The 14,492-nt window shown below is 65.0% G+C and carries 8 protein-coding genes; 1 reads left to right on the forward strand and 7 read right to left on the reverse strand.

The genetic code is table 11. The features are described 5' to 3' along the window. Window positions 1–8 precede the first annotated feature (8 nt). From OKW29_RS16540 to OKW29_RS16555, 4 genes are read right to left on the reverse strand one after another with little or no spacing between them, the layout of a single operon-like run. Window positions 9–1,637, reverse strand: a complete 1,629-nt coding sequence (locus OKW29_RS16540; RefSeq protein ID WP_429291794.1) for an efflux transporter outer membrane subunit — start codon at window positions 1,635–1,637, stop codon at window positions 9–11. Beyond that, window positions 1,634–4,951 carry an efflux RND transporter permease subunit gene (locus OKW29_RS16545; protein ID WP_429291795.1) on the reverse strand — a complete coding sequence of 1,106 codons (3,318 nt, stop codon included), beginning with the start codon at window positions 4,949–4,951 and terminating at the stop codon, window positions 1,634–1,636. The genes OKW29_RS16540 and OKW29_RS16545 overlap by 4 nt, the downstream gene beginning before the upstream one ends. Further along, window positions 4,948–8,103, reverse strand: coding sequence for an efflux RND transporter permease subunit (locus tag OKW29_RS16550; protein WP_429291796.1), 3,156 nt, complete (start codon window positions 8,101–8,103; stop codon window positions 4,948–4,950). The genes OKW29_RS16545 and OKW29_RS16550 overlap by 4 nt, the downstream gene beginning before the upstream one ends. 15 nt (window positions 8,104–8,118) lie before the next feature. Beyond that, window positions 8,119–9,465 (reverse strand): efflux RND transporter periplasmic adaptor subunit, encoded by a 1,347-nt coding sequence (locus OKW29_RS16555; protein ID WP_429291797.1) that lies wholly within the window; start codon window positions 9,463–9,465, stop codon window positions 8,119–8,121. 441 nt (window positions 9,466–9,906) lie between these two features. Between OKW29_RS16555 and OKW29_RS16560 the strand changes: the two genes are divergently transcribed. Then, the gene (locus tag OKW29_RS16560) at window positions 9,907–10,797 is read left to right on the forward strand and encodes a 2OG-Fe(II) oxygenase (protein WP_429291798.1); all 891 of its coding nucleotides are present in this window, start codon (window positions 9,907–9,909) and stop codon (window positions 10,795–10,797) included. A gap of 188 nt (window positions 10,798–10,985) precedes the next feature. On the opposite strand, the gene OKW29_RS16565 is transcribed toward OKW29_RS16560, so the two are convergent. Genes OKW29_RS16565 through OKW29_RS16575 form a run of 3 tightly spaced genes read right to left on the reverse strand, consistent with a single transcriptional unit; the run spans window position 10,986 to window position 14,481 of the window. Next, window positions 10,986–11,993 carry a response regulator gene (locus tag OKW29_RS16565; RefSeq protein WP_429291799.1) on the reverse strand — a complete coding sequence of 336 codons (1,008 nt, stop codon included), beginning with the start codon at window positions 11,991–11,993 and terminating at the stop codon, window positions 10,986–10,988. Next, window positions 11,993–13,117, reverse strand: coding sequence for an ATP-binding protein (locus tag OKW29_RS16570; RefSeq protein ID WP_429291800.1), 1,125 nt, complete (start codon window positions 13,115–13,117; stop codon window positions 11,993–11,995). Before OKW29_RS16570 ends, OKW29_RS16565 begins: the two co-directional genes overlap by 1 nt. An 8-nt stretch (window positions 13,118–13,125) precedes the next feature. Next, window positions 13,126–14,481, reverse strand: coding sequence for a sensor histidine kinase (locus OKW29_RS16575; RefSeq protein WP_429291801.1), 1,356 nt, complete (start codon window positions 14,479–14,481; stop codon window positions 13,126–13,128). Between the last annotated feature and the right edge of the window lie 11 nt (window positions 14,482–14,492).

Raw genomic sequence — 14,492 nt, forward strand, 5'->3', positions numbered from 1 at the left:
GCTCGTCCTTAGTCGTTTTGATCGTGCCGCACTTGCCGCGCGCCCGGCATGATAGCCGCAGACGTCGCCGATGACGTAGCCGATGAAGCAGACGCAGCCGAAGGCGAGGAAGCCGAAGAAGGTGCCGTGGATGAAGCCGCCGCCGGATGCCGCGGATCATGCAGCTCATCGGTCGACCACCCGCCGCCCAGATCGCCAAACAACGACGCCGCGTGCAGCAAGCGCGATTCCTGCACGTTCAGCGCGGTCTGCCGCGTCGTCAATTGCGTCGCTTGCGCAATCGCGACCGTCGTGTAATCGACGGTGCCCGCCTGGTATTCGTTGAACGCGATCTCCGCGCCACGGTCCGCGTCGCGCACCGCGGTTTCGAGCACGAGCGCCTGCTCGGCGAGAATGCGCAGGCCGGACAGATCGTCCTCGACGTTCTGGAACGCGCCCAGCACCGTGCCGCGATAGTTGGCAACGGCCGCGTCGTAGGCCGCCTTCGCCGCGTCGACATCCGCGCTGCGCAGGCCGCCGTCGAACAGCGTCTCGGTCGCGCTGCCACCGAGCGACCACACGTAGTTCGCGGCCTTCAGCAGACCGGACAGCGGCGACTGCGTGAATCCGGCCACGGCCGACAGCGAGATGTCCGGGTAATACGCGGCCACCTCGACGCCGATCGCCGCATTCTGCGCGGCCATCTTGCGCTCGGCGGCGGCGATGTCGGGGCGGCGTTCGAGCAGCGTCGACGGCACGCCGACCGGCGCCGACGGCAGCGCCGGCATCGCGGTGCTATGCGTGATCGACAGCTCTTCCGGGTTCTTGCCGACCAGCACCGCGATCGCATGCGCGTTCTGCGCGCGCGCGACGCCGAGCGCGATCAGATCGGACTTCGCGGTATTCAACTGGCTGCGCGCGGTGATCACGTCGCTCGGCGGAATCGTGCCCGCGCGATCCTGCTCGGTGACGACGTCGAGATAGTGCTGATACGCGACGACCGTTTGCTGCAACAGGTCGATGTTCGCGTCGCTGGTGCGCAGCTCGATGATCGCGGTCGCGAGCGCGACCTGCTCGGAGAGCGTCGCATTCGCGAGCGTCGCTTCGCTCGACTGCGCGCTCGCGGCGTTTTCCTCGACGGTGCGGCGCACCTGGCCCCACAGGTCCGGCGCCCAGCTCACGTTGCCTTCCAGCGAGCCCGAATTGACGATGCGCGCCGTCGCACCATTGACGAAGCTTCCCGATGCACTGACCGAACCACTGCTCGCGCGTTCGCGCGTCGCCGAACCGGTAGCGCCGATGGTCGGAAACAGGGCCGCGTGCGCGGCGCGCACTTCGGCGAGCGCTTGCTGGTAGTTCGCGTAGTCCACGCGCACGGTCTGGTTCGACACCGCGACGAGCGGTTCGAGTTCGTCGATCAACGGATCGTTGAACGCGCTCCACCATGTGCCCTTCGGGCCGGTCGCGTTCGGCTCGGCCTGGGTCCAGCCCGGCAGTTCCGAGTACGTGGCGGGCACGCTGACCTGCGGCCGGTGATAGTCCGGGCCGACCATGCAGCCGGCGTTGAATAGCGCCAGCAGCGCGACGGCGAGCGTCGCGATGCTCGGCAGCCCGGCGCGAGATCCTGTCATTCGTTCAGTCGCAATCTTCATCGTCATGCCTTCGTATCCGCTTGTCCCGGCTTCGCGTCGCGGTTCCAGCGCAGCCCCGCGGACCATCTGACGAGCCGTGCACGCAGACGGTCGAGATACAGATAAATCACCGGCGTCGTATAGAGCGTAAACATCTGGCTCAGGATCAGCCCGCCCATCACCGTGATACCGAGCGGCTGGCGCAGCGAGCCGCCCTGGCCCATGCCGACCGCGAGCGGCACCGCGCCGAGCACGGCCGCGAACGTCGTCATCATGATCGGCCGCAGACGGATCAGCGCGGCCGCGTGGATTGCGTCGCGCGCGGGCATCTGTTGCTGGCGCTGCAACTGGATCGCGACGTCGACCATCATGATGCCGTTCTTCTTGACGATACCGATCAGCAGGATGATGCCGATCATCGCGATCACCGAAAACGGCGTGCCGAAGATCAGCAGCGCGAGCGTCGCGCCGATGCCCGCGGATGGCAGCGTCGACAGAATCGTCAGGGGGTGGATCGAGCTCTCGTACAGCACGCCGAGCACGATGTAGACGACGCCGAGCGCCGCGAGAATCAGCAGCGGCACCACGCCCATCGACTGCGAATAGGCCGCCGCCGCGCCTGCGAACGAGCCGTGGATGCTCGCGGGCATGCCGATCTCGCGGATCGTTTCGTTGATCGCCTCGCCCGCCTGGCTCAGCGACCCGCCGGCCGGCAGGTTGAACGAGATCGTCGCGGCGACGAGCCCGCTCTGGTGGTTCACCTGCGTCGACGTATGGCTGTTCCTATACGAGGTCAGCACCGACAGCGGCACCATCGTTTCGGCAGCCGTGCTGTCCGCGCTACCGGTCGAACTGCCGCCCTTGCTGTTGGCGATGCTGTTGTTGGTCGCGTTCGACTGCGCGTCCGAGTTGCGCGAGTTCGTGTTCGACGACGGGCCGGTCGTGGTCGCGGTAGTCGTCGTCGCCGACACCGTGCCGCGCGGCATCCGTGTCGCGGCCGTGCCGGTCGGATTGCCGGCGGACGTGCTCAGATAGATCCGGTTCAGCGTCTCTGGATACTGCCAGTACTCAGGCGCGACCTCCATCACGACGAAGTACTGGTTCAGCGGGTTGTAGATCGTCGACACGGTGCGCTGGCCGAACGCGTCGTACAGCACGTTGTCGATCTGATTCGGCGCAAAACCGTAGCGCGCGGCGGTCGCGCGATTGATCGTCAGGTAGGTCTGCAGGCCGTTCTGCTGCAAGTCGGAGTTCACGTCGAGCAGCCGCCCGCGCTCCTTCGACAACGCGGCGACAAGCTTCGGCGTCCACGCAAACAGCGCGGCGGAATCGTCGCTCGTCAGCGTGTACTGGTACTCGGCCGCCGATTGCCGCCCGCCGATGCGCAAATCCTGCTGCGCCTGCAGAAAGAGCCGCGCGCCCGACACTTCGTCGAGCTTCGGCCGCAGCCGGTTGACGACCTGGGTGGCCGTTGCGTGCCGCTGCGACAGCGGCTTCAGCTCGATGAACACGTTGGCGGTGTTGAGCGCGCGCCCGCCGGTAAAGCCCGCGACGGACTGCACCGCCGGATCCCTTTGCACGATCGACTGCAACTGCGCGAGCTTCTTCTGCATCGCCGTGAACGAAATGCTCTGGTCGGCGATGATCTGCCCAATCACGATGCCGGTGTCCTGCTCGGGGAAGAAGGTGGCCGGCACCAGCTTCAGCATGAACACGTTGCCGACCAGCAGCGCGAACAGCAGCAGGATCACCAGCAGCGAATGATCGAGCACGGCCGTCAGCGTGCGTGCGTAGACGCCCTTGAAGCGATCGAACTGCCGCTCGATCCACTGTGCCCAACGCGCTTTCGAATGACCTGCGTTGTCGCGGCTCAGCACGTACGCGCACATCGCGGGCGTGACCGTCAACGAGATCACCAGCGAAATCAGGATCGCGATCGACAGCGTGATCGCGAACTCATGGAACATCAGTCCGACGATGCCCGGAAACAGGATGATCGGCAGAAACACCGCGATCAGCGACAGGCTCATCGAGATCACCGTAAAGCCGACTTCGCCCGCGCCCTTCAGCGCGGCCTCTTTCGGACCCAACCCCTGCTCCATGTACCGCACGACGTTTTCGAGCACGACGACCGCGTCGTCGACGACGAAGCCGGTGCCGATGGTCAGCGCCATCAGCGACAGATTGTCGATGCTATAGCCGAGCAGATACATCGGCCCGAAGGTGCCGACGATCGACAGCGGCAACGCGACCGCCGGTATGAGCGTCGCGCGCGGCGACTGCAGAAAGATGAACACGACGCCGACCACCAGCAGCATCGCGATGAACAGCGTGCGCTCTGTATCGCTGACCGACGAGGTGACCGACTGCGAGCGATCGATCGCGACATCGACATGCACACTGCTCGGCAACGTCGCTTCGATCGCCGGCAGCACGTTGCGTATCTGCTGCACCGTGCTGACCACATTGCTGCCCGGCATCGGATAGACGATCACGAGAATCGCCGACTTGCCGTTGAAGAGCCCCGCGTTGCGGATGTTTTCGTTCGAGTCGCGCACCTGGGCGACCTCGCGCAACAGCACCGGCGCACCGTCGCGATACGCGACCACCAGATCGCGATACGGCGCCGCGTGCGTGATCTGATCGTTCGACGTGACCACGTAGCGCTGATCGCCGACGTCGATATGCCCCTTCGCGCTGTCGGCATTGGCCGCGCTGATCGCCGCGCGCACGTCTTCCATGCCGATCCCGTAGCTATTGAGCTTGCCCGGCTGCAACTCGACGCGCACGCTCGGCAACGCGCCGCCGCCGAGCGTGATCTGGCCGACGCCCTGCACCTGCGACAGTTGCTGCTGGATCACCGAATCGGCGGAGTCGTAGAGCTGCGCTTTGGTCAGCGTGTCCGAGGTCAGCGACAGCACCATGATCGGCGCGTCGGCCGGGTTGTACTGGCGGTAGCTCGGATTGCTGCGCAAGGTGGTGGGCAGATCGGCGCGCGCGGCCTGGATCGCCGCCTCGACGTCGCGCGCGGCGCCGTTGATGTCGCGCTTCAGGCCGAACTCGACGATGATCAACGACGAGCCGACATAGCTGATCGAGGTCAGCTCCGCGACGTCGGCGATCGTCGCGAGCCGCCGCTCGAGCGGCTCGGCCACCGTCGACGCCATGATGTTCGGGCTCGCGCCGGCCATGTTGGCCTGCACGACGATCACCGGAAACGCGATGTTCGGCAGCGGCGCGACCGGCATGCGGAAATACGCGAGCGTGCCGGAGATCAGGATCGCGATCGCGAGCAGCGTCGTCGCGACCGGCCGCCGGATGAAGATCGCCGGGATGTTCACCGCGTGCCCTCCGCGCCGCCTTCCGGCGGACGCCCGCCCGGCTCGTCGCCGCCGTTGCGCCTGGCGCGCTCGGCGCGCCAGCGGTTCACGCGCGTGGCCATACGGTCGAAGAACAGATAGATCACCGGCGTCGTGAACAGCGTCAGCACCTGGCTCAGCGTCAGACCGCCGATGATCGCGAGACCGAGCGGCCGGCGCAGTTCCGAACCGGTGCCGGTGCCGAGCAGCATCGGCAGTGCGCCGAGCATCGCGGCGAACGTCGTCATCAGGATCGGCCGGAAACGCAGCAGCGACGCTTCGAAGATCGCATCGCGCGGCGCCTTGCCATGATTGCGTTCGGCATCGAGCGCGAAGTCGACCATCATGATCGCGTTCTTCTTGACGATGCCGATCAGGAGCACGATGCCGATGATGCCGATCACGTCGAGATCCATACCCGCGAGCATCAGCGAGAGCAGCGCGCCGATACCGGCCGACGGCAGCGTCGACAGGATCGTGACCGGATGGATGAAGCTCTCGTACAGCACGCCGAGCACGATATACACGGCAACGAGCGCCGCGATCAGCAGATAGACCTCGCTGGAGAGCGAATCCTCGAACGCCGCGGTCGCGCCTTGCAGCGACGACGTGATCGACGGCGGCAGGTCGATCGACTGCTCGGCCTGGTGAATCTCCTTGACCGCGGTGCTCAACGATGCGCCCTTCGCGAGATTGAACGACACCGTCACCGACGGAAACTGCGCGAGATGGCTGATCACGAGCGGCGCCTTCGCGATCTGGATCTTCGCAATGCCGGAAAGCGGCACCTGACCCGTGCTGCTGGTCTGGCTCGGCAGATACAGATTGCCGATCGACTGCACGGTCGGCATCGTTTCCGGCTTCGCGACCAGAATTACGCGGTACTGGGCCGACTGCTCGAAGATAGTCGACACGATGCGCTGGCCGAGCGCATCGTACAACGCGTTGTCGATCGTCGCGGGCGTGATGCCGAAGCGCGCGGCCAGTTGCCGGTTCACTTCGACGTTCACGCTCAGGCCGTCGCTATTGAGATCGCTCTGCACGTCCGACAGCGACGGAATCTGCTTCAGGCGCGCGACGAGTTCCGGCACGTACTTCTGGAACGCCTGCTGGCTCGGTCCGCGCAACACGAAGCTGTACTGGTTCGGCGACACGGTCGTGTCGAGCGTCAGGTCCTGCTCGGGCTGCATGAACAGCTTCACGCCGGGCACGTGCGCGACTTCCTGCGCGAGCCGGCGCGCGATTTCCTGGGCGGTGTCCGAACGCTTGTCGCGCTCGCGCAGATTGATCAGGAAGCGGCCGTTGTTCAGCGTCGCATTGGTGCCGTCGATGCCCACGTACGACGTCAGCGAGACCACGTCCGGGTCCTTCAGGACCGCCTCGGCGAGCGCGCTCTGGCGCTGCACCATCGCCGCGTACGACACCGAGTTGTCGGCGACGCTGATGCCCTGGATCACGCCGACGTCCTGCACCGGAAACAGTCCCTTCGGAATCACCACATACAGGATGCCGGTCAGCACCACGGTGGCGATCGCGACCATCAGCGTCAGCGTCTGATGATCGAGCACCCAGCGCAGGCCGCGCTCGTAGGCGGCGAGCGTCTTGTCGAACAGGCCCTCGCTGATGCGCTCGAAGCGGCTCGGATGGCGCTCGGCCTGCGCGCGCAGCATCCGCGCGCACAGCATCGGCACCACCGTCAGCGACACGACCGCCGAAATCACGATCGTGACCGCGAGCGTCACCGCGAACTCGCTGAACAGCCGCCCGATCACGCCGCCCATGAACAACAGCGGAATCAGCACCGCGATCAGCGAAATAGTCAGCGACAGAATCGTGAAGCCGATCTGCCCCGCGCCTTCGAGGGCGGCTTCGAGCGGCGACATGCCCTCTTCCAGATAGCGCACGATGTTCTCGATCATCACGATCGAGTCGTCGACCACGAAGCCGGTCGCGATGATCAACGCCATCAGCGACAGGTTGTCGATCGAGTAGTTGAGCTGGTACATCACCGCGAGCGTGCCGATCAGCGAGACCGGCACCGAGATGCTCGGAATCAGCGTGGCGGGCACGTTGCGCAGGAACACGAAGATCACCGCGACCACCAGCACGATCGCGAGAATCAGTTCGAACGCGGCGTCCGCGACCGACGCGCGGATCACGCCGGTGCTGTCCGACACCACGGTCACTTTCATGCCGGCCGGCAGCGTCGATTCGAGCTGCGGCAGCTCCTTCATGATCTGGTTGACCGTCTGGATCACGTTCGCGCCCGGCTGGCGCTGCACGTTCAGCACGATCGCGGGCGAGCCGTTGTACCAGGCGCCGCGCTCGACGTCCTGGGCGGCCTGGCTCACGCGCGCGACGTCGCGCATGAATACGGGCGAGCCGTTCTGGTAGGCGATTACGGTGTCGAGGTAGTCTTTCGGATCGGTGATCTGATCATTGCCGTTGATCGTGTAGTCGAGATCGGGGCCGTCGAAATTGCCCTTCGGCTGGCTCACGTTCACATAGCTCAGCAGCGTGCGCAGATCGTCGATGTTCAGACCGTAGGCGGCGAGCTTGTGCGGGTCGGCTTCGACGCGGATCGCGGGCACGTTGCCGCCGCTCGTCGTCACGACGCCGACGCCCGCCACTTCCGAGATCTTCGTGCCGAGGCGGTTGTTCGCGACGTCCTCCAGTTGCGTCAGCGACATCGACTTCGAGGTGACCGCGAGCGTCAGAATGGGCTGGTCGGCGGGATTGACCTTTGCGTAGGTCGGCGGCGCCGGCAAGCCAGACGGCAGATAGCTGTTCGCTGCGTTGATCGCCTGCTGCACGTTCTGCTCGGCGATGTCGAGGTTCAGCGACAGATCGAACTGCAGCGTGATCACCGACGCCCCGTCCGAACTGTACGAGGTCATCTGCTGCAGGCCCGGAATCTCGCCGAGCTGCACCTCGAGCGGCGCGGTCACGGTGGTCGCCATCACCGTCGGGCTCGCGCCCGGATAAAAGGTCTGCACCTGAATCGTCGGATAGTCGACGTTCGGCAGCGACGACACCGGCAGCACGCGCATCGCGATCAGACCGACGAGCACGAGCGCGATCATCAGCAGCAGCGTCGCGACCGGGCGAAGAATGAACAGGCGGGAAATGTTCATCGGCGCGGGGGTCCGTTACGACGAGGCGGCTTCGGACGCGGCCGGCGCAGGCGATGCCGCCGCGCTCGACGCCGGCGCGGCTTCGGACGCGGCGGCGGGCGCTTTCGGGCCGGTTGCGGACGTGCCGGTTGCGGACGTGCCGGTTGCGGACGTGCCGGTTGCGGACGTGCCGGTCGCGGACGTGCCGGTCGCGGACGCGCCGCTCGCCGCGGCGGCGGACTTCGGATGCGCCGGCTGGATCTTCGCGCCGTCGTTCAGACGATCCATGCCGTCCGTCACGACCTGGTTGCCGGCCGCGAGTCCCGACACGATCACCGTGTTCTTGCCGTCGCCCGGTCCGAGCTTGACCTTGTGCACGGACACCGTGCTGTCCGGATTGACCAGATAGACGAAGTCGCCCGGCGCGCCGGACTGTACCGCGGCGGTCGGCACGAGCACCGCGTTCTGCATCGTGTCGACGAGCAGCTTCACGTTGACGAACTCGTTCGGGAACAGCGTTTCGTCCTCGTTCGCGAAGCTCGCGCGCAAGGTGACGGTGCCGGTCGCGGTGGCCATCTGGTTGCTGACCGCGTACAGCGTGCCGGTCGCGATCTCGCGCGAGTTATCGCTCGAATACGCGGTGACCGGCAGCTTCGCGCCGGTGGCCAGACGCTGCACGATCGACGCGAGCGAATCCTGCGGCACCGTGAACTGCACCGTGGTCGGCTTCTCGGTCGTGATGACGACGATGCCCGTCGACGACGACGCGGTCACGTAGTTGCCCGGATCGACGAGCCGCAAGCCGACCTTGCCCGCGATCGGCGCGGTGATGCGGCAATAGACGAGGTCGAGATCGAATTGGGCGATGTTGGCGAGGTCGACCTTCACCGCCGCTTCGTCCTGCTGCACGAGGAATTGCTGATCCGCGAAGGTTTGCTGCGCGATCGACTTGCGTTCGTTCAACTGCGTATAGCGCTCGAGATCGGCGCGCGCCTGCGCGAGCGACGCGCGGTCTTTCGCGAGCGTCGCTTCCGCCTGCTGCTTGCTGATCTGATACTGGCGCGGATCGATCTGCGCGAGGAACTGGCCTTTTTGCACCTCCTGGCCTTCGTGATAGCCGACTTCGGTCAGATAGCCGCTCAGCTGCGGCAGCACGGTCACGGTTGCGATCGGCGTGACGGTGCCGAGCTCGCTCAGTGTGACCGGCATCGAACCGAGCGTCGCCTGCGCGACGGTGACGACGATCGCCGCGTTCTCGCGCACCGGCTTCTTGCGCGTTATCAGATGAACCACGACGAGCGCGACCAGCATGAGCACGACAACCGCGAAGATGATGAGCCCGCGTCGGGAGCGCTTTGGCGGCGGGGACACGGTTTCGCTCATGTTGATCTCCGGGAACGGATATTGGTGTTGATACTCGGTTGGAAGCTCGTCCGCTGACGGGACTGCGCAAAAGTGCCATGGTTCACGCGCGTTGTCATCAGTCGAACGCCTCCGGACGTGTTGTTATGAAAACGTAAGGAAGTGGGGCGAGGGCTTGAATACGGGCATGCGTGAATGTAACCGGCTTGCGCCGGCCTTGAGTTACAGGGGTGCAACATGTTGGCCGGTGGAAGAGTCCGGGGCATCGATCGGGCGGCACGTGGGGGCGGACACCCGCATGGGCAGAGTTATGGGCCCGGCGGGACATCGCAATATGCGGTAACAGACGACAGCCAACTGACAACCGGGCCGTGCGTCCAGAGTCGTCACAATCGTCCGCTACGATCGCGAGCCAGCGTCGCGCGCGCCGCGACTGTCACGACACCCCACAACCTCGCCCCGATGTCCATCACCGTCAATTTCCCAGCCGAAGTCCGCGACTGGATCGCCGCCAACCTTTCACGCGGCGTCGCGCCCCAAGCGATCGTCAACGAACTGGTGAGCCGCGACAACGCGGCCGAGCTCGCGTCGGCGATGGTCGATGCGGTCGCATCGGCGTTCCTGTACGGTATGGCGCTGCCCGGCGACAAGCTCGAAGTCGGCAGCGCGCCGCTCAGCTACCAGCCCGAGCCGCTGCGCGTGCCCGACGCTCCGCTGATCCAACTCGGCGAGCGCAAGGTGCGCGTGCTGTCGCGGCTGCAACGACCGGCCGCCGTGCACATCGCCAATTTCCTGAGTGCCGATGAATGCGAGCAGCTGATCGCGCTCGCACAGCCGCGGCTCGACCGGTCGGCCGTCGTCGATCCAGTGACCGGCCGCGATGTGATCGCCGGTCATCGCAGCAGTCACGGGATGTTTTTCCGTTTGGGCGAGACGCCGTTGATCTCGCGCATCGAGGCGCGCATCGCGGAACTCACGGCAACCCCGGTCGAGAACGGCGAAGGCATGCAAATGCTGCACTATGAGGAAGGCGCGGAGTCAACACCACACGTCGACTATCTGATGACGAGCAACGAAACGAATCGCGAGTCGATCGCGCGCAGCGGCCAGCGCATGGGCACGCTGCTGATGTATCTGAAAGATGTCGAAGGAGGCGGTGAGACGGTGTTTCCGCAGATTGGCTGGTCGGTCGCGCCGCAGCGCGGGCACGCGCTCTACTTCGAATACGGCAACCGCTACGGGCTGTGCGATCCGAGCTCGCTGCACGCGAGCACGCCGCTGCGCACGGGCGACAAGTGGGTGGCTACCAAGTGGATTCGGACGCGGCGCTTCGCGCCGCGCGTTCAGGCTTGAGAAGTCAGGCCTGACAGGCAACGCTTGTCGAGGTGAAAAGAGCGTGCTGTCTGTCCGCGCGCGTGGAAAAACATTCGAACGACTCGCGCGAGCCGTTGTCAGCTTCGCGCTGCTAGCCGAGGCGGGTTGCAGCGCGAAGCCAGTGCGAATAGTGGCGCGTCAGACGCCGCGCCCTCGAAGCAAGGCACTCAGAACTGCTCGATCCACGTGGCGAGGCGATCGGCGGCGAACTCGCTACCGCGCTGCGCCGGCCGGAACGCGACCGCATCGCCTTCTCGTGCCGGCTGCAGTGCAACGTCATTGCCGTCGAGCCACAGAAGGCTCGCCAGCCATACCGCGTGCCCGCTCGACACCGAGTTGTTGCCCGGCTCCGCGAGAAACTCCGCGAGTGTGGCCGGCTGGTCGCACACGAGACCATCGCCTTCGCGGCGCACATTGATGCCTGCCTCGGAAAATACCCCGGCCAGCGCCGTCAGCGCGTCGCTCGCAGTCACGCTCGCGCTGCCGTGACGGTTACGCAGCGTGGCGAGGTGCGCGGCCACCGTATGACCGAACGCGCCGCTGCGGGCACTCTCGGCCGCGATCAGATCGGAGTAGTCCTGCAGCAGCCAGTCCGGCTCGGAGTTCGGCACGTCGGCGAGTACCGCTGCGGCGAGATACGTCTCGACCGGCTGAAAGCGCTCGGGCCCGATCAGCGTGGCCGACAGCGAACGCACCAGACCGATGCGAGTGGCGACCACCTGCTTTTGCAGCACGCCCAGCTTCTCGCGCACCAGCGTGTCGCGCTCCTTGCGCAGCTCGGCCAGCTCGAGCGCCTGCTTCAGCTCCATGCGCAGCGCCGTGATGTCCCAAGGCTTCTTGATGTAGCGATGGATATGACCGAGGTTGACGGCCGCGACGGTCTGATCGATTTCCGAATACGCGGTGGTCAGAATCCGCACGACATGCGGAAAGCGCTCGCTCGCATAGCGCAGCAGCTCGTTGCCGAACTCGCCCGGCATACGCTGGTCGGAGACCAGCACCCCCACCCTGTCGCCGTGCTCGTCGAGCAGCGCCTTGCCCTCTTCCACCGAGCCGCCAGTCAGGACCGGCGCCAGGCTTCCGATGGCACGCTGGAAGTACTTTACGGCGGTAGCTTCGTCATCGACGAAGATGATCGCCGGCGCCAACTCCTCTGTGGCTTTTGCTTCGTTCATCAACAACTCCTGTGCGTTTGACCTTTGATATGGGGGAAATCCAGCACTACGGTGGTGCCTCCCTCCGACGTGGACTCGATCCTGAGTCCGCCGCCACAGGACTGCATGACACGGTTGCATAGAATCAGGCCCAAGCCGTTCCCCCCGGATTTCGCGTGCGTTGTAATTGGGTCCGTCAACAGGCGGTCTTTGATTTCGGGCGGAATTCCCGGCCCGTTGTCGCAGATGCCGATGCTCGGGTGGGGTTCCGTTGTCACGGTAAAGCGCACCGACGGCGACGGCACATCCGCGAGCGCGCGCAACGCGTTGGACAACAGCGACGACAGCACGAGCGCCACGCAATTCGGTTGCGTGAGCACGGCAAAGTCGCTGTCGACGTCGACCTGCACCCACGAGCGCTGCGCGGTCGTAAACGGATACGTATCGAGCAACGCCGAGATCAGCCCATGCGCGGTACTCTCGATGCGCGCCTCGTCGCCCTCCAGTTGCCGGCGCCGCCCGTTGTGGACCGAGCGCCAGAAGGACGACACCACCGCCATGCAGTACTGCGCGCTCTCGCGCATCGATTGCGCGGCGCCGAGAATTTCCCCTTCCGCATCGCGCTCCGCGTCGATGCGGTCTTCGATGCTGTGCGCGTTCAACGCGATCGCCGCGAGCGGCGTGTTCAGTTCGTGCGCGATGAACGCCAGGGTTTCGTCGATGGCGATCAGGCGCTGATTCTGCATCGCGCGTTCGTGGTAACGATCAAACGCCAGTTGCAGCGTATCGCGCACTGCCGCCGGCTTCAGCGGCTTTTCGAGGATGCGGAACACCTCGCCCGTGTTGACCGTCTGCAATAACATCTCGACGTCTGCATAAGCCGTGACCAGAATCCGCACGATGTGCGGATATTCCAGCGCCACCTGGCGCAGCAGGTCGCCACCGTCACGCCCCGGCATGCGGAAGTCCGTGACCAGCACCGCGATGCGGGCGTTGTCCTGCTCGAGGATAGCGATCGCCTCGTCGCTGCTCGTCGCGAGCAGGACCTCGTAATCGGCACCTACGGTGCGCGCGAAGTATTTGCAGGCCAACTCTTCGTCATCGACGTAGAGAAGAGTGGGCTGTGTCTGTCGGATGTCATTCATGGTGTTTCTCAGGGTGCGGGCGACAGATCGAAACTGAACGACGCCCAACTTCCCTGCTCGCTCTCAGCAAACAGCAGGCCGCCATGACGCTCGATCACCGCATAGCTGATCGACAGCCCGAGGCCCAGGCCCTGTCCCACTTCGCGGGTGGTAAAAAATGGCTCGAACACGCGCGCGATATGCTCCGGCGCGATGCCCGGCCCATTGTCTTTTACCGTCACATGCAGGCGGTCTTCGGTCCATCTGACGTTGACATGAATCGCCGGCGCGGGCGTGCCCGCCTTGCGCATCGCCAGCACCGCATTCGACAGCAGGTTGATCAGCACGCCGATGATGGCCGCCTCGTCGCCCTGCACCAGCGTATCCGCGGGCAGCTCGCGCGTGACGGTGACGCCGCGCAATTCATGGCCGACGAGCCGGATCGCCGAATCGAGCGCCTTTTCGAACAGGAACGGCGTGCCCAGCTCCGCCTCGGCGCCGGGCTTGCGATACGCGAACGTCTTCAGGTCCGACACGATGTGCTGGATCCGCTGCATGCCCTGCCGCGCATCGACCAGACATTCCTGCAGCGTCGGCTCCTTCTTCGCGATCGGCTCTTCCAGCGCAACCTCGATTGCCATCAGACAGAAGTTCACCGGATTGTTCACTTCATGCAGCAGGCCGGCCGCGAGCGTACCGATCGCCGCCATTTTTTCCTGCTGCAGTAGTTGGCCCTTGATGTCGAGCAACTGCCGATTGATCACTTCGAGTTCGGCGTTCTTCGCGGAGACCTCCGCGTTTTTCTCGGACACCTCGGCCTTCAGTCGAAACAGCATGAAGCGCACGCGTTCGTTGAAAAACGTGTAGACGGCACTTGCGGCAGCGGCGAACAGAAGGAGCAGAACATTGACGGTCATCGTGCCGAGCGGCACGCCGTGATGCGGAGGCAACAGGCAGGCCAGCAGATACAGAAAGCAGGACAGCACGCCGAACACGAGGTTTTGCCACAGACCGAATGGCAACGCAATGCCGGACGCAAAGATGGCCAGATTCAGGCCCATGTAGTAGGGCGACAGAACACCATCGGTGCGCCAGATCATCCATGAAATCATCGCCTGCGGCAGCAGCAGCCAGGACAGCGTCAGCCATGGAGTAAGCCGCCGCCCCATGCTGGTATCGAGCAAGGCGATGATACCGCCGATCATCAACGACACGAGCAGGCGCGCGAGCGCGAACGACGTCTGATACTGCGGATACTGCGCGTAATCCAGCCCCACGCCGAGCAGCACGAGCGCAATCGCTGTGCACGCGCCGCCCCGGCTGAACGTGACGCGAAAGTCGGCCAGCTCGGTTTGATAGCCGCTCTGCAGGGGACTGGTAGTCATGAACAGGGATG

Source organism: Paraburkholderia sp. CI3 (assembly GCF_050436505.1).
Taxonomy (GTDB): domain Bacteria; phylum Pseudomonadota; class Gammaproteobacteria; order Burkholderiales; family Burkholderiaceae; genus Paraburkholderia; species Paraburkholderia tuberum.